Raw genomic sequence first — 21,312 nt, 5'->3', positions numbered from 1 at the left:
CTTGTTCTTCTTATTTCTGGAACATGGCCAGCATGCGACGCGTGACCGCGAAACCGCCGAACATGTTCACCGCCGTGAGCACCAGGGCCGCGAAGGCCAGCCAGCGGATCAGGTCGTCGGGGCGGCCACCGGCCGTCGCATCGGGCGGCGCGATCTGCACCAGCGCCCCGATGGCGATGATGCTGGAGATGGCGTTGGTCACGCTCATGAGCGGCGTGTGCAGCGCCGGCGTCACGTTCCACACCACCATGTAGCCGATGAAACAGGCCAGCACGAAGACGGTGAAGTGGCCCAGGAAGGCGGCGGGGGCGAAGCTGCCGATGAACCAGAACGCCAGTGCCGCCACCGTGAAAACGATGGCCAGCGTCTTGGCCGGCAGCGGCCCGCTGCTGCCATGGCCGTGGCCGCCCTTCTTGGCGGCGGGCGCCACGGCCGGCTTGGCAGCTGCGGGCGGCTTGGCCACCTGGGCCAGCGGCGGCGCGGGCCAGGTGATGGTGCCGTCCTTGACCACGGTCAGGCCGCGGATCGCGTCGTCCTCCATGTTGACCACGGCCACGCCGTCCTTGGCCTTGCACAGCTCCTCGGTCAGGCGCAGCAGGTTGGTCGCATACAGCGTGGAGGACTGCTTGGCCAGGCGCGAGGCCAGGTCGGTGTAGCCCACGATGGTCACGCCATGGCGCACCACGGCTTCGCCGGGCACGGTGAGCTCGCAGTTGCCGCCCTGTTCGGACGCCATGTCCACGATCACGCTGCCGGGCTTCATGCTCTGCACCATCTCGGCCGTGATCAGCTTGGGCGCAGGCTTGCCGGGGATCAGCGCGGTGGTGATGATGATGTCCACGTCCTTGGCCTGCTTCGCGTACATGTCACGCTGCGCGGCCTGGAAGCCCTCGCTCATGACCTTGGCGTAGCCGCCGCCGCCCGAGCCCTCTTCCTCGTAGTCCACCTTGACGAACTCGCCGCCCAGCGAGGTGACCTGGTCGGCCACCTCGGCGCGCGTGTCGTTGGCGCGTACGATGGCGCCCAGGCTGGCCGCCGTGCCGATGGCCGACAGGCCGGCCACACCCGCACCGGCGATGAAGACCTTGGCCGGCGGCACCTTGCCGGCCGCCGTGATCTGCCCGGCGAAATAACGGCCGAAGGCGTTGGCGGCCTCGATCACCGCGCGGTAGCCGGACACGCCGGCCATCGAGGTCAGCGCATCCATCTTCTGCGCGCGAGAAAGCGTGCGTGGCAGGCAATCGATGGCCAGCACGCTTGCGCGCCGGGCGGCGAGCTGCTGCATCAGGTCGGGGTTCTGCGCGGGCCAGATGAAGTCGATGAGGGTGCCGCCTTCGCGCATCAGCCCCACTTCCTCCGGCGTGGGTGGGCGCACCTTGAACACGATGTCCGCCGTGCGCCAGAGTGCGGCCGCGTCGGCCACGATCTCGGCGCCGGCGGCCCGGTAGGCGTCGTCGCTGCAATTGGCCGCCTCGCCTGCGCCGGATTGCACCGACACCGTGAAGCCGAGCTTGATGAGTTTTTCGACGACTTCGGGCACGGTGGCCACACGTTTCTCGCCCGGGAAAATCTCGCGTGGGACGCCGATGCGCTGCGGCGGCTGGGTGGAAGCGGTTTGCATGAAAGACCTCCTGAAATTGTTCTGGTGGTGCGGCCGAGGCGCAGGCCGCAGCCGCTGGGCACGCTCGGTTGGCGTTGGCGCCGCGATGGCTAGGCAGGCTGGTTGCGCGGCGTCCTTGCCGCCCAGGTGGGACTCAGCTGGGATGCCCTGCTGCGCTTGGGGCGGCGGGGGCGGTACGGAGCGCCATGTCCGGGGTGTGTTGCGCCACACGCCGCAGCGCGGCCTGCTGGATGGCTGCTGTGCGTGTTTTCTTGCCGGCCGGTATGTCGGCGGGCACTCCGATCTGCATGGGGTGCTCCTTCCCTCGCGTTGTCGTTGTCTCTGGTGCGGGCGGAGCTTACCCGACTTCCCCGCGCGGACAGCCGCTGAAAAGAGCGTGACACAGGCCGCCTCCTTGCCGGGGCAAACGTACGCGAGGTACGGTGCGAGGACGGCTGCCATCGGGCCGGAGGAAGGCCAGCCGGCGAAAAGATCGGGGCCGGATGTCTTCTTATGATGTGCACCATGCAAACGCGTTGGAAACCCAGTGTCACGGTCGCCGCCGTCATCGAGCGGCAAGGGCGCTTCCTGCTGGTCGAGGAAGAAACGCCCGAAGGCCTGCGCCTGAACAATCCGGCCGGCCACCTGGACCCGGGCGAATCGCCGTTGCAGGGGTGCGCACGCGAGGTGCTGGAGGAAACCGCACATCCCTTCTTGCCGCACGCGCTCGTGGGCGTCTACCTGTCGCGTTTCGTGCGCGAAAGCACGGGCGAGGACGTGACCTATCTGCGTTTTGCCTACTGCGGCGACGTGGGCCTGCCCGAGCCCGGCCGCCCGCTGGACCAGGGCATCGTCCGCACGCTGTGGCTCACCGCGGACGAGGTGCGCGCCAGCGCCGACCGCCACCGCAGCCCGCTGTTGCTGCGCTGCATGGAAGACTACTTGGCCGGTTGCCGGTATCCGCTCGACTTGGTCTACACCGACTCTTCGGTCCTGGCGCGCTGACCGGGTTCTGCCCGGGTCTTGGGCGCCCCGGCGCACGCGGGCGGGCGCCGCTTTCTAGAATCGCGGCATGGGCAAGCAGCGTGTCGTCGTCGGTCTGAGCGGTGGGGTGGATTCCTCGGTCACTGCCTGGCTGCTCAAGCAGCAGGGTTATGAGGTGGTGGGCATCTTCATGAAGAACTGGGAGGACGACGATGACTCCGAGTACTGCTCGTCCAACGCAGACTTCGTCGATGCCGCGGCCGTGGCCGACGTGGTCGGCATCGAGATCGAGCATGTGAACTTCGCGGCCGAGTACAAGGACCGCGTGTTCGCCGAGTTCCTGCGCGAATACCAGGCCGGCCGCACGCCCAATCCCGATGTGCTGTGCAACGCCGAGATCAAGTTCAAGGCCTTCCTCGACCATGCGATGCGCCTGGGCGCCGAGAAGATCGCGACCGGCCACTATGCACGCGTGCGCGAATGCGACGGGCGCTTCGAGCTTCTCAAGGGGCTGGACCCTTCCAAGGATCAGAGCTACTTCCTGCACCGCCTGACGCAGGCGCAGCTGTCCAGGACGCTGTTCCCCGTCGGCGAGTTACAAAAAACGGAGGTGCGCCGGCTGGCCGCCGAGATCGGCCTGCCGAACGCGAAGAAGAAGGACTCCACGGGCATCTGCTTCATCGGCGAGCGGCCGTTCCGCGATTTCCTGAACCGATACATCGCCAAGGAGCCCGGCCCGATCAAGGATGAGCGCGGCCGCGTTCTCGGGCAGCACCAGGGGCTGTCGTTCTACACGCTGGGCCAGCGCCAGGGGCTGGGCATCGGTGGCTTGAAAGAGAAAGGCGCGCCGCGCGGTGGTGGCGAGCACGCGCCCTGGTTCGTTGCGCGCAAGGACATGGAGCGCAACACGCTGTGGGTGGTGCAGGGGCACGGCCATCCCTGGCTGCAGTCGCAGGCGCTGGTGGCCGACGATGCCAGCTGGACGGCTGGCCATCCGCCAGCGCCGGGGGCCTATGCCAGCAAGACGCGCTACCGCCAGGCGGACGCGCCTTGCGCGCTGGCGGCGGGCGCCAATGGCGCGTTCGCGCTGGAATTCGGCGCCCCGCAGTGGGCCGTCACGCCAGGGCAGTCGGCCGTGTTGTACGACGGCGAGGTCTGCCTGGGCGGTGGTGTGATCGCCAGCGCGCAGGGCTGAACCGGCCGTTCTGGCCGTTGTGCATATTCACGCGTGATGCTGCGCTGGTGCGCCACCGGGCGTGGGTAAGCTCCGCGCCACTGGACAAGCTGTCCCCTGCCCACCGGGTCGTGTGGGCTGAAGGAGATCAGGTCTCTCCCGCTTGCCCGGAGCGAAACCCGGGCGCCAATCCTGCTGCTGGAGTGTTGTTCCAGCCCCATGAACGAAAACGCCCTGGGCAGCAATTGCCCAGGGCGCGGTGTCGGCTGTTCAGCAGGGGTTGTTCTCAGAACGGAATGTCGTCGTCCATGTCGTCGAAGCCACTCGAGGCCTTGGGCGCAGGAGCGGGCGCGGCGCGCGGCGCCGGTGCGCGGGCAGGCGGCGCGGCCGGGCGGCGCGGGGCTTCGTAGCCACCCTCGTCGTCGCCGGAGGACGACGGGCCACCCATGCCTTGCCGGGCGCCCAGCATTTGCATCTGGTCGGCGCGGATTTCGGTGGTGTAGCGCTCGTTGCCGTCCTTGTCGGTCCACTTGCGCGTGCGCAGCGAACCTTCCACATAGACCTGCGAGCCCTTGCGCAGGTACTGGTTGGCGATCTCGGCCAGGCGGTCGTTGAAGACCACGTTGTGCCACTCGGTGATCTCGCGCATCTCGCCGCTCTGCTTGTCCTTCCAACGGTCGGTGGTGGCGATCCGCACGTTGCAGACCTGGCCACCGCTCGGGAAGGTGCGCGTTTCGGGGTCACGGCCCAGGTTGCCGACGATGATGACTTTGTTGACGGATGCCATGGTGATGCCTGTGCTGCCGATGCGGGGAAAATGGCATCGATTGTGCCGCATCCGGATTTGGGAAGGCAGGGTCTGCGCCCGAAAGCGCCGCCGCTTATCATGGCGGGTTTTCCCGGACGCGCATCTTGAACGACCCCAAGGACGGCTCTTACCTCGCGACCGCGCTGCAACTGCAGCGCATCAGCGTCCGCGGTGCGCGCACGCACAACCTCAAGAACATCGATCTGGACATTCCGCGCAACCGGCTCGTGGTGATCACGGGGTTGTCGGGTTCGGGCAAATCCTCCTTGGCGTTCGACACGCTGTACGCCGAGGGGCAGCGCCGCTATGTGGAAAGCCTGTCGACCTATGCGCGGCAGTTCCTGCAGCTGATGGACAAGCCGGATGTGGACTTGATCGAGGGGCTGTCTCCCGCGATCTCCATCGAGCAGAAGGCGACCAGCCACAACCCGCGCTCCACCGTAGGCACGGTGACCGAGATCCACGACTACCTGCGCCTGCTGTTCGCGCGCGCCGGCACGCCCTATTGCCCGGACCACCACTTGCCCTTGTCGGCCCAGACCGTGGCGCAGATGGTCGACACGGTGCTGGCGCTGCCCGAGGGCACCCGGCTGATGGTGCTTGCGCCGATCGCGCGCGAGCGCAAGGGCGAGTTCACGGATGTCTTTGCCGAGCTGCAGGCGCAGGGCTATGTGCGCTTTCGCATCGACGGACAGGCCTACGACTTCGACAACCTGCCCAAGCTCAAGAAGACCGAGAAGCACGACATCGACGTCGTGATCGACCGCATCAAGGTACGTGCCGATCAGGAAGGCGCAGGCGGTGGCCTGCGCCAGCGCCTGGCGGAAAGTTTCGAAGCAGCGCTGCGGCTGGCCGATGGCCGTGCCATCGCGTTGGAGATGGACGCCGCGCCGCACGCCGACGGCACGCCGGGGCAGCCGCGTGAGCACCTGTTCAACGCCAAGTTTTCCTGTCCTGTCTGCGGCTATTCGATCAGCGAACTGGAGCCGCGGCTGTTCTCGTTCAATTCGCCGGTCGGCGCCTGCCCCAGCTGCGACGGACTGGGCGCGCAGGAGTTTTTCGACCCTGCGCGCGTGGTCGGCTTTCCGACGCTGAGCTTGGCCAGCGGCGCCATCAAGGGTTGGGACCGGCGCAACGGCTATTACTTCGCGTTGGTCGAGAGCCTGGCCAAGCACTACCGCTTCAATGCCGAGACGCCGTGGGACGAGCTGCCCGCGTTGGTGCGCCAGGTGGTGCTGCACGGCTCGGGCGAGGAAGAGATCAAGTTCAGCTACGTCATGGAGTCGGGCAACTTCCAGGGCAGGAAACTGACCAAGAAGCACGCTTTCGAAGGCGTGATCCCCAACATGCAGCGGCGTTACCGCGAGACCGATTCCGCCGTGGTGCGCGAAGACCTGGCCCGCTACCGCAGCGTGCAACCCTGCCCCGAATGCCATGGCTCGCGGCTGCGCCGTGAGGCGCGCCATGTGAAGGTTGGCGAGGGTGCGCAGGCGCGGGCGATCTACGAGATCAGCAGCGCCACGCTGCGCGAAAGCCAGGCCTACTTCGACGGCCTGCAACTGCACGGGTCCAAGGCGGACATCGCGGCCAAGGTCGTGCGCGAGATCGGCCTGCGCCTGAAGTTTCTCAACGATGTCGGCCTGAATTACCTGAGCCTGGACCGCAGCGCCGAGACGCTGTCGGGCGGGGAGTCGCAGCGCATTCGGCTGGCCTCGCAGATCGGCTCGGGCCTGACCGGCGTGATGTATGTGCTGGACGAGCCCAGCATCGGCCTGCACCAGCGCGACAACGACCGCCTGATCGGGACGCTGCAGCACCTGCGCGACCTGGGCAACAGCGTGCTGGTGGTCGAGCACGACGAAGACATGATGGCTGCCGCAGACCACGTCATCGACATGGGGCCCGGTGCTGGTGTGCATGGCGGCCGTGTCGTGGCCCAGGGCGACATCGCGGCCATCAAGGCCAATGGCGCCTCGCTCACGGGCCGCTACCTGTCGGGTGCCTTGCGCATCGACGTGCCTGCGCGGCGCACGCCCTGGCTGCCGGCCACGGGCGATGTCGCCAACGGTGCGCTGCAGACCATCGGCGTACGAGGCGCGCGCGGCCACAACCTCAAGGGCGTGGACGTGGACTTCCCGGTCGGCCTGTTCACCTGTGTGACCGGCGTGTCAGGCTCGGGCAAGTCCACGCTGGTCAACGACACCTTGTACGCGGCGGCGGCGCGCCAAATCTACCGGGCGCACGAGGAGCCGGCGGCGCACGACGAGATCGCCGGGCTGGAGCAGTTCGACAAGGTCATCAACGTCGACCAGTCGCCGATTGGCCGCACGCCCCGCAGCAACCCGGCCACCTACACCGGCCTGTTCACGCCGATCCGCGAGTTGATGGCCGAAGTGCCGACGGCGCGCGAGCGTGGTTATGGTCCTGGGCGCTTCTCTTTCAATGTGGCCGGGGGGCGCTGCGAGGCCTGCCAGGGCGACGGCGTCGTGAAGGTGGAGATGCACTTCTTGCCGGACGTCTACGTGCCTTGCGACGTTTGCCATGGGCAGCGCTACAACCGTGAGACGCTGGAAGTCGTCTACAAGGGCAAGAACATTGCGGAGATCCTGGATCTGACGGTCGAGGCCGCATACGACTTCTTGCAGGCGGTGCCAGCGCTCGCACGCAAGCTCAAGACGCTGCTCGATGTGGGGCTTTCTTACATCAAATTGGGCCAGGCAGCCACCACCCTGTCGGGCGGCGAAGCGCAGCGGGTCAAGCTGGCGCTGGAGCTGTCCAAGCGCGACACCGGCCGCACTCTTTACATCCTGGATGAACCCACCACGGGCCTGCACTTCGCGGACATTGATCTCTTGTTGCGCGTTCTGCACCAACTGCGCGACGCGGGGAACACCATCGTTGTGATCGAGCACAACCTGGATGTGATCAAAACGGCGGATTGGCTCGTCGACATGGGGCCCGAAGGCGGCGCTGGTGGAGGGCAGGTGCTGGCCGTTGGCACACCCGAGCAGATTGCCGCGCACGAGGCGAGCCACACGGGCCGCTACCTGCGCCGCTACCTGGCAACTTGATTCAACCTGAAGGACGGTTCAGCTGACGCTGGAGCGCCTGGGCAAAGTTCCGAGCGGTGCGCCAGGTGCGCCAGACCAGAAGGCCCCGCTTCATCCAGCGTCCGAGGGACCGGGGCCGTCGCAGTACCAGCACGGCGCCTATGGCGCCCATCGCCCAGGGATGTCCCCGTACGAACGTGCGCGCAGACTGTACGGTCTGTGCAACGCGTTCGCTGAACTGCAGCAGATGCGCCACCGGCGCAAACTGCGCTGGTAGCTGGCTGCGCTGCACGCCGATGCGTTCCAGCAAGCGGCCGCGCTCGCGCTCCAGCTCAGCGAGGTTCTTGCGGCGGCGCATGCTGGGCCGTCTCCTTCAACTGCCGCAGGTCCTCTTGCAACTCCGCCAAGCTGGCGGCGAAAGGATGGTCCTGCATGGCACGCCGGCTGCGGACCAGATGCTGCAGCCAGAACGCGGCAGCAGCGAACAGGACCAGCAGCACGCTCAACACGGCGATACGCTGCTCCCACCACAGCGCCAGAACGAGCCCGACCGCCATCAGCAGTGCCATGCACGCGCAGAACATGGCGAGCAGCACCTGCGCCAGCATCTGCAGCGCGCGGTGCTTCTCGATCCGGATCTCGTTGCCGATCAGCTGCAGCCGTGTCTGGGCCAGATCCAGGAGAGTCGACAGCATGCGGCGCACGGCGCCGATCGGGCCGGCACCCGCTGCCGCGCCGCGCGGTGCGCTAGCCATGCCCAATCCCGAGGATGGGGTGCAGGCCGGTCAACGCCGGCCGAGGGCCAGGCCCAGCAGCACGCCGGCCGCAGCGGCGACGCCAATCGCGGTCCAGGGCGACTCGTGCACGTATTCGTCGGTCGCGCGCGCCGCCGCCTTGGTTTTGGCCAGCAGGGCTTCTTCGGCATCGACCAGGCGCAGCTTGGCATCGTGCAGGCGAACCTGGATGCGCGCGCGCAGGTTGTTGACCTTCTCTCCTGCCTGGTCTGCCGTGGCGCTCAGCATTTCCTCGGCATCAGAGATCACGGACTTGATGTCGCTGACCAGTTGTTCTTGGGATTCGACGCTGGATGCACTCGCTTTGGACATGGGATCTCCCCGCTGTGATGATGGAAAACGGAATGTATGCAGATTAGCAGATACCGGCGGCCCTCTAGCCTTCCGGCCGTGCCGCAAGGGTTTTTGCTGACGCCAAGACTACATCGAGACGAACACACCTTCACAGGGCATCAGAGAGCGTTTTGATGAAGGACAAGGAGTACTTCTGAAACGTCGACCTGCGCAACTTGCTCCGACAGCGGTGGCAGGACAGTGCGTCGCTTGCGACGGCGGTGTTGCTGTTCGCTGCGCTGACCTTGCCGGTCGTGATTCCGACGCTGATCTGTGCTGCTGCCGTCGATCGACTTTTCCATGGCGCCTCGGCCATGAGACCTGACGTTAGATCTCGAATTCTTGGCCAGCTTCCAGCCAGCGGATGTCGTGCGCGCCAGGCGGGCTGTCATGCGTGGCATTGCGGTCAAACTGGTCGATCTCTGCCATGATCAACACGGTCTCCGACGGCTTGGTGTGCGTGATGTAGATCGGCACGTTGCGGGCGTGGTCCATGTGCGCCAATTCTTCCGCCAGTGCGACGGGCGACAGGTGCAAGCTGCGCCGAGCGAGTTCTTGCTCGCGGTTGCTGAACGCGGTTTCGATCACCAGCATCGCCACATCCAACTGTTCCAGACGCTCCCAGAACGCCGGGTTGCGTTCCGTGTCGCCGGTGAACACCCAGTGCGGGCCTCCCGCCGAGACGGCATAGCCGCAGGCCGGCACCGTGTGCACGGCAGGCAGGGGCTCGATGGTCTTTCCGCAGACCTGGACAGGCGTACCGATCTCGATCTCGTGGAAACGCACGAAAGGAGCGGCTTCCGAGGGGATCCGGCTGAAGTCTGGCCAGATGACGTTGTTGAAAATGTGCACCTTGAGTGCTGCAATGGTGCCTGCAAGTGCGTGCACGCTGATGGGCTTTGTCCGTTGCGATGCGATGGCATCGACCATGAGCGGAAGCGCGGCGATGTGGTCCAGGTGCGAATGGGTCAGGAACACATGGTCGATCAGGCGCATCTCATCCAGGCTCAGATCCCCAACGCCGGTGCCGGCATCGACCAGTACGTCGGCATCGAGCAAAAAGGACGTCGTGCGACAGTCCTTTGCAATGGCGCCGGAACAGCCGAGCACGCGCAGTTTCATCCGGTTCCTTCGGTGAAATGAGGAGGTGGGCGCCTGACACTCCTGCCCAGGGCGCGATGTCGAAGGCTACAGGCAGTGGTGACCCGCTGTCGAGAAAATTTGCTGATTCCGTTGCCAACAAGGTCCCCACGTGCACGATTTGCCGAGGCGTGGCGCCGTCCGATCACGCACCATGGAGGAACTCCATCTGCGTGCCCGCCAACTGGAGCACGTCGCCGTGCTTGAGATCCACTGGCGTCGAGCCGACGGTGGTGCCGTTCACGATCGGGGCATGCGCTCCTTCCACATGCACGACCACATAGCCGTGGGGACGGCGCGTGATGGCGGCGACGGCCACACCCGGCTTGCCGATGGTGGTCACAACCTTGACCAGCGCAACTTCGCGTCCGGCTGCCGAACCCGAGGTGACGCGGATCGATGCGGGGCCGGTCGTAGCCTCGAGGTCTGCACCCAGAACGGTATCGAATGCCCGACGCTGCGGCGTCGGGGCATCGGTGCGCGCCGCAACCGGGCTCGGCGCTGCCGGCATGCGCGCTTCGCTGCCATCCTGTGCATCGTGCAAGAACTTGATCTTGTACTTGCCGATCTCGACCATGTCGTTGTGGCGCAGCACCTGCTTGCGGATGGGCCGGCTGTTGACGTAGGTGCCGTTCGTGCTGTTGAGGTCTTCCAGCTGCACTTCGTTGCCGGCCATCAGCACGGCCGCATGCTCCCCGCTGACCGCCAGATGGTCGATCACGACGTCGTTGTACGGGCGCCTGCCGAGCGTCGTGCGGTCCTTGGTGAGCTGGACTTCCTTGATGACTACACCGTCGATCGAGACGATCAACTTTGGCATGGCCGGCTCCTGGGTCTGATCATGTGGATGTCGATGGATATTCAAGTGCGCAACAACCTGGAAACCAGGCCGGGCCGGGTAGCCGGAGCAGACATCGCCTGTGCGAGCAGGACGGTGATGTTATCCCGGCCGCCATTGGCGTTCGCAAGGTCGATGAGCCGGCGTGCCTTGTGCTCGAGCGAGCTGGCCGCGCGCAGGATGTCCCCGATCTCGCTGTCGTTCGCCATGTCCGACAGCCCGTCCGAACACAGCAGGTAGATGTCGCCAGCTTCTACCGCGAATTCGTTCAGATCCAACTCGACCCCGGACTCGATGCCGAGAGCGCGCGTGACGAGATTGCGCTGAGACGACACGGCGGCTTGCGCGGGGGTGATCAACCCGGCATCGAGTTGCTCTTGCAGCAGGGAATGGTCGCGCGTGATCTGCTGCAGCTGCCCTTCGCGCAGCCGGTACGCACGCGAATCGCCGATGTGGCCAAGCACCAAGCGCTGCTCATGGAACGTGGCCACGACCAGCGTGGTGCCCATTCCAGCGCAGTCCGGGTCTGCGCGCGCCGTGCTCAGGATGGCCTGGTTCGCATGGTGCACGGAACGCTCCATGGCCTTGCGGACCTCGCGCACGGAAGCGCTGGACCCGGCTGCGGCGAACCAGGCAGCGAACTCGGCGAGGATGACGTTGACGGCCATGCTGCTGGCCACCTCCCCGGCGTTGTAGCCGCCCATGCCGTCGGCCAACACGCTGCAGCGGCAGACAGGGTCAAAAGCCGCGGAGTCTTCGTTGTTGTGGCGCAGCCGGCCGGGATGGGTCAACGCCTGGAACTGGTAGTTCATGGCGCACCGGGCCGATCGCCGTCCTGGCCGCTGGATGGGCCTGGACCACGTGCATGAAGTTTGGTGTGCTGTGCCTGCACTCGTGCCCTTTGCCTGGCTTGCGTCTGCATGAAAACACCACGCATGCAGGCGAAGGGCGCTCAGCGGCTGGGGTCAGCTGCAGCGCACCGAACGAGGCCGGGGCGTGGACCCACATTCTGTTACATGACAGGGCGATTTGCCGGTGCCCAACAAAAATATCGCCAGAACGGGACCAAAAGGGGGGCCGTCTGCGCTGTTCCTGCAACAGCGCAGTGGGCGACACCCGCTCAAGCGTTGCTGCGGCGCTGCAGCCAGTTGCCCAGGGCCACGACAAGCACCGCTCCCGCCAGACCGGCGGCCTTGACCGTCGTTTCGCTCACAGCGCCCAGGTACTGGCCCACAGCCGGGTCGGTCAACAGCATCTCGCCGGCCAGGAAGCCGAGCAGGGCCGCGCCGATCGTGATGATGATGGGAAAACGCTCCATGACCTTGGTCAGCAGCGAAGCGCCGAAGACGATCAGCGGAATGCTGACCAACAGGCCGAGCACCAGCAGCGGCATGTTCCCCTGTGCGGCGGCCGCGACGGCCAGCACGTTGTCCAGGCTCATGACCAGGTCCGCCACGAGGATGGTGCGGATCGCGTTGAACATACCGGAGACTTCGGTGCCACCGCCGTCGCCATCGCCTTCGCCCATCAGCAGGTCGACGCCGATGTAGGCCAGCAAACCGGCACCAGCGATCTTCAGGAAGGGCAGGGTCAGCAAACGGATCGCCACGATCGTCAGCACGATCCGCATCACGATGGCTGCGGCGCTGCCGAAGAAGATGGCCTTGCCGCGCTGCTCCGGCTTGAGCGTCCGTGCGGCCATGGCGATGACGACGGCGTTGTCGCCCGACAGCACGACATTGGCCAGCAGGATGGAGCCGAATGCACTCCAGAACGTGGCGGAAGACAGGTCGAGACCCATGAACATGTGTAATTTCTCCGGCTGTTATGAATGCGAAAGCGCCCGTGCAGGGCGCTTTCTTGTATGCCGGGGCAGTTTACCCAGCAATCCGGAGGACCGCAGTTCGTGGAACTGCGTAGCCTGACGAGAACCTGACCGGTTCTTACAGCTTGGACTTGAGCAACTTGCCCAGTTCGGAGAAGTTGCGCGTGATCGTGAAGCCGCACTCTTCCATGATGGCCAGCTTGGCGTCGGCCGTGTCGGCGCCGCCAGAGATCAGCGCACCGGCGTGGCCCATGCGCTTGCCAGGAGGCGCGGTCACGCCGGCGATGAAGCCGACCACCGGCTTCTTCATGTTGTCCTTGCACCAGCGGGCTGCGTCGGCCTCGTCCGGGCCGCCGATCTCGCCGATCATGATCACGGCGTCCGTCTCCGGATCGTCATTGAAGGCCTGCATCACGTCGATGTGCTTCAGGCCGTTGATCGGGTCGCCGCCGATGCCGACGGCGCTGGACTGGCCCAGGCCGATCTCGGTCAGCATGGCCACGGCTTCATAGGTCAGCGTGCCGGAGCGCGAGACCACGCCCACGCGTCCCTTGCGGTGGATGTGGCCGGGCATGATGCCGATCTTGATCTCGTCGGGCGTGATCAGGCCGGGGCAATTCGGGCCCAACAGCAGCGTCTTCTTGCCGCCGGCAGCTTCCTTGGCCTTCATCTTGTTGCGCACTTCCAGCATGTCCCGGACCGGGATGCCTTCGGTGATGCAAATCGCCATGTCCAGGTCGGCTTCGACGGCTTCCCAGATCGCGGCAGCCGCGCCCGGGGGCGGCACGTAGATCACCGACACGGTGGCGCCGGTCTGGCTGGCGGCTTCCTTGACGGAGGCATAGATCGGGATGTTGAAGATCGACTCGCCGGCCTTCTTCGGGTTCACACCGGCGACGAAGGCGTTCTTGCCGTTCGCGTATTCCTGGCACTTCTCCGTGTGGAACTGGCCGGTCTTGCCGGTGATGCCCTGGGTGATGACCTTGGTGTCTTTGTTGATGTAGATCGACATGACGCTTCCTTACTTCTTGACCGAGGCCACGACCTTCTGGGCCGCGTCCGCCATGGTGTCTGCGGCGATGATGGGCAGGCCGGATTCGGCCAGCATCTTCTTGCCCAGCTCTTCGTTCGTGCCCTTCATGCGCACGACCAGCGGCACGGACAGGTTCACGGCCTTGCAGGCTGCGATCACGCCGGTGGCGATGGTGTCGCACTTCATGATGCCGCCGAAGATGTTGACCAGGATGGCCTGGACGTTCTTGTTCTTCAGCATGATCTTGAAGGCTTCGGTCACCTTCTCGGGCGTGGCGCCACCGCCGACGTCCAGGAAGTTGGCCGGCTCGCCGCCGAACAGCTTGATGGTGTCCATGGTCGCCATGGCCAGGCCGGCGCCGTTGACCAGGCAGCCGATGTTGCCGTCCAGGCTGATGTAGGCCAGGTCGAACTTGGAAGCTTCCACCTCGGCCGGGTCTTCCTCGTCCAGGTCGCGCAGGGCCACGATCTCGGGATGGCGGAACAGCGCGTTGCTGTCGAAGTTGAACTTGGCGTCCAGCGCCATGACCTTGCCCTTGCTGTCACGGTTCAGCGGGTTGATCTCGACCAGCGAGGCGTCCGTTTCCATGTAGCAGGCGTAGAGCTTCTTCAGGATGTCGACGGTCTGCGCGGTCGAATCGGCCGGCATGCCGATGCCGTCGGCGATTTCCTTGGCTTGCGCGTCGGTCAGGCCTTCCTTGGGGTCGGCGAACACCGTGATGATCTTCTCGGGCGTGGAGTGGGCCACTTCCTCGATGTCCATGCCGCCTTCGCTGGAGGCGATGAACGCCACCTTCTGCGTGGCGCGGTCGGTCACGGCAGAGATGTAGTATTCCTTCTGGATGTCCGCACCGTCCTCGATGTACAGGCGACGGACCTTCTGGCCTTCAGGGCCGGTCTGGTGCGTCTTGAGCTGCATGCCCAGGATTTGGCCAGCCAGTTCCTTGACCTGCTCAATGCTCTTGGCCACCTTCACGCCACCGCCCTTGCCGCGGCCGCCCGCGTGGATCTGGGCCTTGACCACCCACACCGGGCCGCCGAGTTTCTGGGCGGCCTCGACCGCCTCCTGCACCGTGTAAGCCGGAATGCCGCGGGGCACCGGTACGCCGAACTTGGCAAGGATTTCCTTGCCCTGGTACTCGTGAATCTTCATGAGGAGGTCTCTCGGAAGAGGGTTGGGGACGGAGAGGCGAAAACGGGTTCGCTGTTGTCCACCAGCGACGGATGCTTGACAACCAGACGGCGGACAGCCGGCGACTGTATCATGGTGCGCTGCACCAATTTCGTGCGGTCAACACGTACTTCTACCGAGCGAACACCATGGCCAAAGTCTTCATCGATGGCGAAGCCGGCACCACCGGCCTGCAGATCCGCGAGCGGCTGCAGGCCATGCCACAGATCGAACTCGTCAGCATTGCGCCCGAGTTGCGCAAGGACGTGGCGGCCAAGCGCGACCTGATGGCCGGCGTCGATCTCGTCGTGCTGTGCCTGCACGACGACGCAGCCATCGAGTCGGTCGCGCTGATCGACCAGTTGCAGGGCAAAAAGCCCAAGATCGTCGACGCCTCCACGGCCCACCGCGTGAACCCGTCGTGGGTGTTCGGTTTCCCCGAACTCGTGGCCGGCCAGGCTTCGAAGGTTGCGCAGGCCGACCGCGTCGCCAACCCGGGCTGCTACGCCACGGGCGCCATCGCCATCGTGCGGCCCCTGGTCGATGCGGGCCTGTTGCCGGCCGACTTCCCGATCGCGCTGCCTTCCGTCAGCGGCTACTCGGGTGGTGGCCGCACCATGATCGAGGCCTACGAGAAGAACGAGGCTCCGCTGTTCGAGACCTACGCCCTGGGCCTCAAGCACAAGCACATTCCCGAAATCATGGCCTACACGGGGCTCACGCGCCGGCCGGTCTTCATTCCCTCGGTCGGCAACTTCCGCCAGGGCATGCTGGTGCAGCTGCCGCTGCACCTGGACGACCTGCCGGGCAAGCCGCGCGCGGCCGACCTGCAGGCGGCGCTGGCCAGCCACTATGCCAAGAGCAACACGCCCGAGCAGTTCGTGCAGGTGTTGCCGCCCACCGAAAGCGGCAAGCTCGATGCGCTGGCGCTGAACGACACCAACCGGCTGGAGATCCGCGTGTTCCCGAACGAAGACGCGCGCCACGCCGTCGTCATCGCGCGGCTGGACAACCTGGGCAAGGGCGCCAGCGGCGCGGCGGTGCAGAACCTGAAGCTGATGCTGGGCTTGTGAGCCCGCTCAAGCCCTGGCATTCGGCCGTGGGCTGAAGGCGTAGGGCAGCGCGCCCAGCAGCACCAGCACACCGGCACAGCCGAAGATCGCCGACCAGGTCCATTCCAGCGTCCAGCCGGTGCGCTGGCCGGTGTCTGCGATTTGGCCGAAGGCCCAGGCCGTCAGCGCCGAGCCCAGGAACACAAAACTGTTCAGCACGCCCAGGCCGCGCCCGCGCAAGGCCGGCGGCAGCAGCTCGCGGCCGTGCGTCATGACCAGCGGATGCAGCATGCCGATGGTCACTAGCAAGGCCATGGCCGCCAGGTGCGCCAGCATGGCGCCGCCGCCCGGCCAGAGCACCAGCACCAGCGCGCCGGCCAGCGACAGCAGCGTCCAGCCCAACACGGTCGCGCGCAACCCATTGCGGCGCACCAGGCGTGGCAAGAGCAGCGCAGTGCCGAAGCAGGCGATGGTCACGGCCGACAGCGCCAGACCGCGGCCCTGCGTCTGCAGACCGAACAGGTCCGCCAGGTAGGGGCCGCCCCAGGCGTTGCGAAAGCTGGTGCCGGCCGCCATGGCCACGCACAGAGGAATCAGCGTCCACAGCGCCGGCCGCAGCAGCAGCGTGGTGCTGGAGCCCAGCATGGCCATCGGCGTCTCGCGGCGCGCGTCCGCATCGCCCTCGTCGTGCAGCGAGCGCCACACGGCCACGCAGGCCAGCAGCATGCACAGCCCGGCGAACGCCATGCCGCTACGCCAGCCCAGGTGCTGGGCGACCCAGCCCAGCGGCAAGGTGGCACACAGCGCGCCCAGCATGCCGGTGGCGTTGGCGCGGCCGACGAAGGCCACGTACTGCGCATTGGGCAGCTGCGCCCCGGCGTAGTGCATGAGGCCCATGAACACCGGTGCGCAGGCCAGGCCCAGGCCGGCCTGGGCCAGCATGGCGGTCGGCCCGTTCGGGGCGAACACGAACAGCAGCGAAGCCCCCACGCCGATGGACATCAGCCAGCGCGTGGGCCGGCCCACGCCGTAGCGGTCGAACGCGATGCCGACCGGGATCTGCGCCACCGCAAACGACATGAAGAAGCACGAGGACAGCAGGCCGAAGCCGGCGGCCGACAGGCCGAGGTCGCGTTGCAGTTCGGGTGCGATCACGGCCAGGCAGCTGCGGAAGAACTGGCTCAGGCCGAAGGCGAAGGTCAACGCCGAAAGGGCGCGGGCAGGAGAAGCGGGCATTCAGTCCGCATTGTCGGGCCGGTGCCGCAGCACACGCGTCACCACCGCGCCCGAGAAGCCCCGCGCCAGCAGGAAGCGGCTTTGCCTGGCGTGCTCGCGCGCGTCTGTGGCCGCTGCGAAGCGGCGTTGCCACAGCGCCAGTGCACGGTCGAACTCGCTGTCGGCCAGGCCAGCCACGGCCTCGCTGATGGCGGCGGACGCCACCCCCTTGCGTTGCAACTCCTGGCGCAGCCGCAGGGCGCCGTACTGGGCGGCGCGCTGGTGCAGTACCGACTCGACCACCCGCGCTTCGCTGATGAAGCCCTTGGCCTGCAGTTCGTCCAGCGCGCGCGCCAGTTCCTCGGCGTCTTCGGTGTGGCGCGCCAGCTTGCGCTCCAGTTCCGGGCGCGAGTGTTCGCGCTGGGAGAGATAGCGCAGCGCCCGGCCTTTCAGCGAGAGCGCTGGCCGGGCGCCGTTCACTCGCCCTTGGCTGGGGCGGCTGCGGGCGGCAGCAGCGCGATGCCCAGGTTCTCGCGCACCTTGTTCTCGATCTCGCGTGCCAGGTCGCCGTTCTCGCGCAGGAACTCGCGTGCGTTGTCGCGGCCCTGGCCGATCTTCTCGCCGTTGTAGGCGTACCAGGCGCCGGACTTGTCGACGATGCGCGCCTCCACGCCCATGTCGATGATCTCGCCCTCGCGCGAGATGCCCTCGCCGAACAGGATGTCGAACTCGGCCGTCTTGAAGGGTGGCGCCACCTTGTTCTTGACCACCTTGACCTTGGTCTCGTTGCCGATGGCCTCGTCGCCCTTCTTGATCGTGCCGGTGCGGCGGATGTCGATGCGCACCGAGGCGTAGAACTTCAGCGCGTTGCCGCCCGTGGTGGTCTCGGGGCTGCCGAACATCACGCCGATCTTCATGCGGATCTGGTTGATGAAGATGACCATGCAGTTGGTCTTCTTGATCGTGGCCGTGAGCTTGCGCAGCGCCTGGCTCATCAGCCGGGCTTGCAGGCCCGGCAGCGAATCGCCCATCTCGCCTTCGAGTTCGGCCTTGGGCGTCAGGGCGGCGACCGAGTCGACCACGATCAGGTCGACCGCGCCCGAGCGCACCAGGCTGTCGACGATTTCCAGCGCCTGCTCACCGGTATCGGGCTGGCTGATCAACAGCTCCTGCAGGTTCACGCCCAGCTTCTGCGCGTACTGGATGTCCAGCGCGTGCTCGGCGTCGACGAAGGCGCAGGTGCCGGCCTGCTTCTGCATTTCGGCGATGACCTGCAGCGTCAGCGTGGTCTTGCCCGAGGATTCCGGGCCGTAAATCTCGACCACGCGGCCGCGTGGCAGGCCGCCGACGCCCAGCGCGATGTCCAGGCCCAGCGAGCCGGTGGAGACCACCTGGATGTCCTCGATCACCTCGCCTTCCCCCAGGCGCATGATCGTGCCCTTGCCGAATTGCTTTTCGATCTGGGCCAGGGCGGCCTGCAAGGCCTTGGTGCGTTCTGCTTGTGCGGGATTGGGCTTCACTGCGGCGTCCATGAAAAATCTCCTTGAGATCAATGACTTGCAAACTGCACCTGGACTGTGACTACATACTGTCTGGATGCTTGACCAGTAGTGTAGTGCAGCTCTTGATTCTAGAAATCATGTTTTTTAGTCAGTTTGCCTTACGATTGGCAGATGCAGAACATCGACGTTCACGATGCCTGGCGCACTGCCCATCTGGGGCGTTTGCTGGGCGATGCGCTGCGCCGCTTCGATGCGCGTGTGCTGGCCCTGATGGCGCACGACGTGCAGGTGCCGCTCGCCCTGTCCAACCTCGCGGCGCGGGCCCAGGTCAGCGCCGCCCATGTGCACATCACGCGGCATCTGGACGTGGCCGGCACGCGGCCCGGCGTGCTGGCCGAGCGTGCCGGCATGAGCAAGCAGGCCATGGGCGACCTCATCGCGCAGTGCGAGGCCTGGGGCCTGGTCACGCGGGCCACGGACCCGCACGATGCGCGCGCGCGCGTCGTGCGCTTCACGCCGGACGGCCTGGCCTGGCAGCAGGCCTTCCGTGGCGCACTGGCCCAGGCCGAGGCCGAATTCCGCGAGGCGGTGGGCGCCGAAGTGGCCACCGTCGTGAGCCTGGGGCTGGAAGCCTACGCAGGCTCCTAGAATTTCTGTCTGTCCAACCGGAGAACCGCATGCGCATTCTGATTGCCGAGGATGACCAGGTGCTGGCCGACGGCCTGCTGCGCGCACTGCGCAGCTCCGGCGCGGCCGTGGACCACGTGGCCAGCGGCACCGAGGCCGATGCAGCGCTGCGCACCAGCAGCCAGTTCGACCTGCTGATCCTGGACCTCGGCCTGCCGCGCCTGCACGGCCTGGAGGTGCTGCGCGCGCTGCGCGGCCGCGGCTCGGCCTTGCCGGTGCTCATCCTGACCGCGGCCGATAGCGTGGAAGAACGCGTCAAGGGGCTGGACTACGGCGCCGACGACTACATGGCCAAGCCCTTCTCGCTGCAGGAGCTCGAAGCCCGCGTGCGCGCGCTCACGCGGCGCGGCACCGGCGCCACCAGCAGCGCGATCCGCCATGGCCCGCTGGAATACGACCAGGCCGGCCGCGTGGCCACCATCGACGGCCGCATGGTCGAGCTGTCGGCGCGCGAGCTGGGCCTGCTGGAGGTGCTGCTGCAGCGCGCCGGCCGCCTGGTCAGCAAGGACCAGCTGGTCGAGCGCCTGTGCGAGTGGGGCGAGGAGGTCTCCACCAACGCCATCGAGGTCTACATCCACCGCCTGCGCAAGAAGATCGAGAAGGGCCCGATCCGCATCGCCACCGTGCGTGGCCTCGGCTACTGCCTCGAAAAAATCAGCGCGTGAAGATCTTCCAGCGCGAGCAGCGTTCGCTGTTCGGCGAGATCCTGGACTGGATGCTGACGCCGCTGCTGCTGCTGTGGCCGGTCAGCCTGGTGCTGACCTGGCTGGTGGCCCAGGGCATCGCCGGCAACCCGTTCGACCGCGCGCTGGAGCACAACGTGCGCGCGCTGGCCCAGCAGGTGGCGCTGCCCAAGAGCGGGCGGCTGCAGTTCAGCCTGCCGCCGCCGGCGCACGAACTCCTGCGCGCCGACGAATCCGACCAGGTCTTCTACCAGGTGCTGGGGCCGCGCGGCGAACTGCTGGCCGGCGAGCGCGATCTGGCGCAGCCGCAGGACGCCGAACGCGCGCAGCCCGGCGAGGTGCGGCTGCGCGACGACGAGCTGCGCGGCCTGGGCCTGCGCGTGGCCTACACCTGGGTGGCGCTGGACAGCAGCGGCCAGGCGGCGCTCGTGCAGGTGGCCGAGACGCGCGAGAAGCGCTCGGTGCTGGCCGCCGAGATCATCAAGGGCGTGATGCTGCCGCAGTTCGTGATCCTGCCGCTCGCGGTGCTGCTGGTCTGGCTGGCGCTGGTGCGTGGCATCAAGCCGCTGTCCGAGCTCGAGGAGCGCATCCGCGCGCGCAAGCCCGACGACCTTTCGCCGCTGGACGACCGCACCGTGCCACTGGAGGTGGCGCCGCTGGTCTCCTCGGTCAACGACCTGCTGACCCGGCTCAAGGACTCCATCGCCACGCAGAAGCGCTTCCTGGCCGACGCCGCGCACCAGCTCAAGACGCCGCTGGCAGGCCTGCGCATGCAGGCCGACCTGGCGCAGCGCGAGGGCGCCAACGCCGACGAACTCAAGCAGTCGCTGCTGCAGATCCGCCGCTCCAGCATCCGCGCCACGCACACCGTCAACCAGCTGCTGGCGCTGGCGCGCGCCGAGAACGCCGGCGCCCCCATCACGCGCCAGCCGTGCGATCTCGCGCGGCTGGTCATGGACGTGGTGCAGGAGGCGCTGCCGCGCGCCATGGACAAATCACTGGACCTGGGCTACGACGGCGCCCTGCCCGGCGCTGCCGGCGTGCAGCTGGAAGGCAATGCCACCCTGCTCAAGGAGCTGGTGCGCAACCTGGTCGACAACGCGATCGCCTACACGCCCTCGCGCCCGGACCGGCCCGGCGTGGTGACGGCCCATGTGCTGGCGGCCGATGGCCATGCCCCCCTGCGCCTGCAGGTGGAAGATTCCGGCCCCGGCATTCCGGCGGCCGAACGCGAGCTCGTGTTCCAGCCCTTTTACCGTGCGCTGGGCACAGACGCCGACGGCTCCGGCCTGGGCCTGTCCATCGTGCGCGAGATCGCGGGCCAGCATGGCGCGGCCGTGGCCTTGCGCGATGCGCACCCGGGCCAGCAGCCGCCGGGCACCTGCGTGGAAGTGCGCTTCGGCCCGGAGCCCGTGCCCAACTGA

General features: G+C 66.8%; 22 protein-coding genes. 7 read left to right on the top strand and 15 right to left on the bottom strand.

All coding sequences use genetic code 11. From position 1 onward, the window contains the following. Positions 1-10: 10 nt before the first annotated feature. A complete protein-coding gene (locus DES41_RS32760) occupies positions 11-1,621 on the bottom strand; it encodes a Re/Si-specific NAD(P)(+) transhydrogenase subunit alpha (RefSeq protein WP_114471818.1) in 1,611 nt (536 codons plus the stop codon). Between the two features lie 504 nt (positions 1,622-2,125). On the opposite strand from DES41_RS32760, the gene DES41_RS32755 reads away from it, so the two are divergent. Together DES41_RS32755 and mnmA are read left to right on the top strand one after the other, a co-directional pair. Then, positions 2,126-2,605: an NUDIX hydrolase gene (locus DES41_RS32755; RefSeq protein ID WP_114471880.1), complete on the top strand. Its 480-nt coding sequence runs from the start codon at positions 2,126-2,128 to the stop codon at positions 2,603-2,605. A 67-nt stretch (positions 2,606-2,672) separates the two neighbouring features. Further along, positions 2,673-3,779 (top strand): tRNA 2-thiouridine(34) synthase MnmA, encoded by a 1,107-nt coding sequence (gene mnmA / locus DES41_RS32750; protein ID WP_114471817.1) that lies wholly within the window; start codon positions 2,673-2,675, stop codon positions 3,777-3,779. 265 nt (positions 3,780-4,044) lie between these two features. Here the strand turns inward: mnmA and ssb are convergent, their stop codons facing one another. Next, positions 4,045-4,545, bottom strand: a complete 501-nt coding sequence (gene ssb, locus DES41_RS32745; protein WP_114471816.1) for a single-stranded DNA-binding protein — start codon at positions 4,543-4,545, stop codon at positions 4,045-4,047. A 125-nt stretch (positions 4,546-4,670) separates the two neighbouring features. Between ssb and uvrA the strand changes: the two genes are divergently transcribed. Continuing rightward, complete coding sequence (gene uvrA, locus DES41_RS32740; RefSeq protein WP_170168357.1) at positions 4,671-7,637, top strand: excinuclease ABC subunit UvrA; 2,967 nt, start codon at positions 4,671-4,673, stop codon at positions 7,635-7,637. A gap of 1 nt (position 7,638) precedes the next feature. Here uvrA and DES41_RS32735 read toward each other — a convergent pair whose 3' ends face one another. From DES41_RS32735 to sucC, 10 genes are all read right to left on the bottom strand, one after another. Beyond that, positions 7,639-7,974, bottom strand: coding sequence for a YqjK family protein (locus tag DES41_RS32735; protein WP_114471814.1), 336 nt, complete (start codon positions 7,972-7,974; stop codon positions 7,639-7,641). Beyond that, positions 7,949-8,311: a phage holin family protein gene (locus tag DES41_RS32730; protein WP_245965976.1), complete on the bottom strand. Its 363-nt coding sequence runs from the start codon at positions 8,309-8,311 to the stop codon at positions 7,949-7,951. Before DES41_RS32730 ends, DES41_RS32735 begins: the two co-directional genes overlap by 26 nt. Before the next feature lie 90 nt (positions 8,312-8,401). Beyond that, on the bottom strand, positions 8,402-8,722 hold the full coding sequence (locus DES41_RS32725; RefSeq protein WP_056655507.1) for an ElaB/YgaM/YqjD family protein: 321 nt from the start codon (positions 8,720-8,722) through the stop codon (positions 8,402-8,404). Positions 8,723-8,862: 140 nt separating this feature from the next. After that, on the bottom strand, positions 8,863-9,045 hold the full coding sequence (locus DES41_RS38120; protein WP_147283021.1) for a hypothetical protein: 183 nt from the start codon (positions 9,043-9,045) through the stop codon (positions 8,863-8,865). A 25-nt stretch (positions 9,046-9,070) separates the two neighbouring features. Continuing rightward, the gene (locus tag DES41_RS32720) at positions 9,071-9,865 is read right to left on the bottom strand and encodes a 3',5'-cyclic-nucleotide phosphodiesterase (RefSeq protein ID WP_114471812.1); all 795 of its coding nucleotides are present in this window, start codon (positions 9,863-9,865) and stop codon (positions 9,071-9,073) included. A 163-nt stretch (positions 9,866-10,028) separates the two neighbouring features. Beyond that, the gene (locus DES41_RS32715) at positions 10,029-10,703 is read right to left on the bottom strand and encodes an FHA domain-containing protein (RefSeq protein ID WP_114471811.1); all 675 of its coding nucleotides are present in this window, start codon (positions 10,701-10,703) and stop codon (positions 10,029-10,031) included. A 41-nt stretch (positions 10,704-10,744) separates the two neighbouring features. Next, entirely contained in the window at positions 10,745-11,533 is a 789-nt protein-coding gene (locus DES41_RS32710; RefSeq protein ID WP_114471810.1) for a Stp1/IreP family PP2C-type Ser/Thr phosphatase, read from the bottom strand. A 308-nt stretch (positions 11,534-11,841) separates the two neighbouring features. After that, positions 11,842-12,528: a TerC family protein gene (locus tag DES41_RS32705; protein WP_425466412.1), complete on the bottom strand. Its 687-nt coding sequence runs from the start codon at positions 12,526-12,528 to the stop codon at positions 11,842-11,844. A 136-nt stretch (positions 12,529-12,664) separates the two neighbouring features. Continuing rightward, a complete protein-coding gene (sucD, locus tag DES41_RS32700; RefSeq protein ID WP_114471809.1) occupies positions 12,665-13,558 on the bottom strand; it encodes a succinate--CoA ligase subunit alpha in 894 nt (297 codons plus the stop codon). Between the two features lie 9 nt (positions 13,559-13,567). After that, positions 13,568-14,731 carry an ADP-forming succinate--CoA ligase subunit beta gene (gene sucC / locus DES41_RS32695; protein WP_114471808.1) on the bottom strand — a complete coding sequence of 388 codons (1,164 nt, stop codon included), beginning with the start codon at positions 14,729-14,731 and terminating at the stop codon, positions 13,568-13,570. A gap of 167 nt (positions 14,732-14,898) precedes the next feature. Between sucC and argC the strand changes: the two genes are divergently transcribed. Beyond that, positions 14,899-15,822, top strand: a complete 924-nt coding sequence (gene argC, locus DES41_RS32690) for an N-acetyl-gamma-glutamyl-phosphate reductase (protein WP_114471878.1) — start codon at positions 14,899-14,901, stop codon at positions 15,820-15,822. A gap of 6 nt (positions 15,823-15,828) precedes the next feature. On the opposite strand, the gene DES41_RS32685 is transcribed toward argC, so the two are convergent. From DES41_RS32685 to recA, 3 genes are read right to left on the bottom strand one after another with little or no spacing between them, the layout of a single operon-like run. Next, positions 15,829-17,037, bottom strand: coding sequence for an MFS transporter (locus DES41_RS32685; RefSeq protein WP_114471807.1), 1,209 nt, complete (start codon positions 17,035-17,037; stop codon positions 15,829-15,831). Further along, positions 17,038-17,496 carry a recombination regulator RecX gene (gene recX, locus DES41_RS32680; RefSeq protein ID WP_114471806.1) on the bottom strand — a complete coding sequence of 153 codons (459 nt, stop codon included), beginning with the start codon at positions 17,494-17,496 and terminating at the stop codon, positions 17,038-17,040. It lies immediately after the preceding gene. Continuing rightward, positions 17,493-18,548, bottom strand: a complete 1,056-nt coding sequence (recA, locus tag DES41_RS32675) for a recombinase RecA (protein ID WP_114471805.1) — start codon at positions 18,546-18,548, stop codon at positions 17,493-17,495. The genes recX and recA overlap by 4 nt, the downstream gene beginning before the upstream one ends. A 141-nt stretch (positions 18,549-18,689) precedes the next feature. On the opposite strand from recA, the gene DES41_RS32670 reads away from it, so the two are divergent. Genes DES41_RS32670 through DES41_RS32660 form a run of 3 tightly spaced genes read left to right on the top strand, consistent with a single transcriptional unit; the run spans position 18,690 to position 21,312 of the window. Then, positions 18,690-19,166: a MarR family winged helix-turn-helix transcriptional regulator gene (locus tag DES41_RS32670; RefSeq protein WP_114471804.1), complete on the top strand. Its 477-nt coding sequence runs from the start codon at positions 18,690-18,692 to the stop codon at positions 19,164-19,166. Between the two features lie 29 nt (positions 19,167-19,195). Then, on the top strand, positions 19,196-19,870 hold the full coding sequence (locus DES41_RS32665; RefSeq protein WP_114471803.1) for a response regulator: 675 nt from the start codon (positions 19,196-19,198) through the stop codon (positions 19,868-19,870). Continuing rightward, positions 19,867-21,312: a sensor histidine kinase gene (locus DES41_RS32660; RefSeq protein WP_114471802.1), complete on the top strand. Its 1,446-nt coding sequence runs from the start codon at positions 19,867-19,869 to the stop codon at positions 21,310-21,312. The genes DES41_RS32665 and DES41_RS32660 overlap by 4 nt, the downstream gene beginning before the upstream one ends.

Origin of the sequence: Pseudorhodoferax soli, from assembly GCF_003337555.1 — a bacterium.
GTDB classification, from domain to species: domain Bacteria; phylum Pseudomonadota; class Gammaproteobacteria; order Burkholderiales; family Burkholderiaceae_C; genus Pseudorhodoferax; species Pseudorhodoferax soli.
The sequence above is the reverse complement of the archived record's forward strand: the minus strand, read 5'-3'. Positions and strand labels throughout refer to the sequence as shown.

Coding starts and splice junctions, on each gene's coding strand:
- DES41_RS32760 (WP_114471818.1), bottom strand. CDS start 1,621: ATGCAAACCGCTTCCACCCAGCCGCCGCAGCGCATCGGCGTCCCACGC.
- DES41_RS32755 (WP_114471880.1), top strand. CDS start 2,126: ATGCAAACGCGTTGGAAACCCAGTGTCACGGTCGCCGCCGTCATCGAG.
- mnmA (WP_114471817.1), top strand. CDS start 2,673: ATGGGCAAGCAGCGTGTCGTCGTCGGTCTGAGCGGTGGGGTGGATTCC.
- ssb (WP_114471816.1), bottom strand. CDS start 4,545: ATGGCATCCGTCAACAAAGTCATCATCGTCGGCAACCTGGGCCGTGAC.
- DES41_RS32735 (WP_114471814.1), bottom strand. CDS start 7,974: ATGCGCCGCCGCAAGAACCTCGCTGAGCTGGAGCGCGAGCGCGGCCGC.
- DES41_RS32730 (WP_245965976.1), bottom strand. CDS start 8,311: ATGCTGTCGACTCTCCTGGATCTGGCCCAGACACGGCTGCAGCTGATC.
- DES41_RS32725 (WP_056655507.1), bottom strand. CDS start 8,722: ATGTCCAAAGCGAGTGCATCCAGCGTCGAATCCCAAGAACAACTGGTC.
- DES41_RS38120 (WP_147283021.1), bottom strand. CDS start 9,045: ATGGAAAAGTCGATCGACGGCAGCAGCACAGATCAGCGTCGGAATCAC.
- DES41_RS32720 (WP_114471812.1), bottom strand. CDS start 9,865: ATGAAACTGCGCGTGCTCGGCTGTTCCGGCGCCATTGCAAAGGACTGT.
- DES41_RS32715 (WP_114471811.1), bottom strand. CDS start 10,703: ATGCCAAAGTTGATCGTCTCGATCGACGGTGTAGTCATCAAGGAAGTC.
- DES41_RS32710 (WP_114471810.1), bottom strand. CDS start 11,533: ATGAACTACCAGTTCCAGGCGTTGACCCATCCCGGCCGGCTGCGCCAC.
- DES41_RS32705 (WP_425466412.1), bottom strand. CDS start 12,528: ATGTTCATGGGTCTCGACCTGTCTTCCGCCACGTTCTGGAGTGCATTC.
- sucD (WP_114471809.1), bottom strand. CDS start 13,558: ATGTCGATCTACATCAACAAAGACACCAAGGTCATCACCCAGGGCATC.
- sucC (WP_114471808.1), bottom strand. CDS start 14,731: ATGAAGATTCACGAGTACCAGGGCAAGGAAATCCTTGCCAAGTTCGGC.
- argC (WP_114471878.1), top strand. CDS start 14,899: ATGGCCAAAGTCTTCATCGATGGCGAAGCCGGCACCACCGGCCTGCAG.
- DES41_RS32685 (WP_114471807.1), bottom strand. CDS start 17,037: ATGCCCGCTTCTCCTGCCCGCGCCCTTTCGGCGTTGACCTTCGCCTTC.
- recA (WP_114471805.1), bottom strand. CDS start 18,548: ATGGACGCCGCAGTGAAGCCCAATCCCGCACAAGCAGAACGCACCAAG.
- DES41_RS32670 (WP_114471804.1), top strand. CDS start 18,690: ATGCAGAACATCGACGTTCACGATGCCTGGCGCACTGCCCATCTGGGG.
- DES41_RS32665 (WP_114471803.1), top strand. CDS start 19,196: ATGCGCATTCTGATTGCCGAGGATGACCAGGTGCTGGCCGACGGCCTG.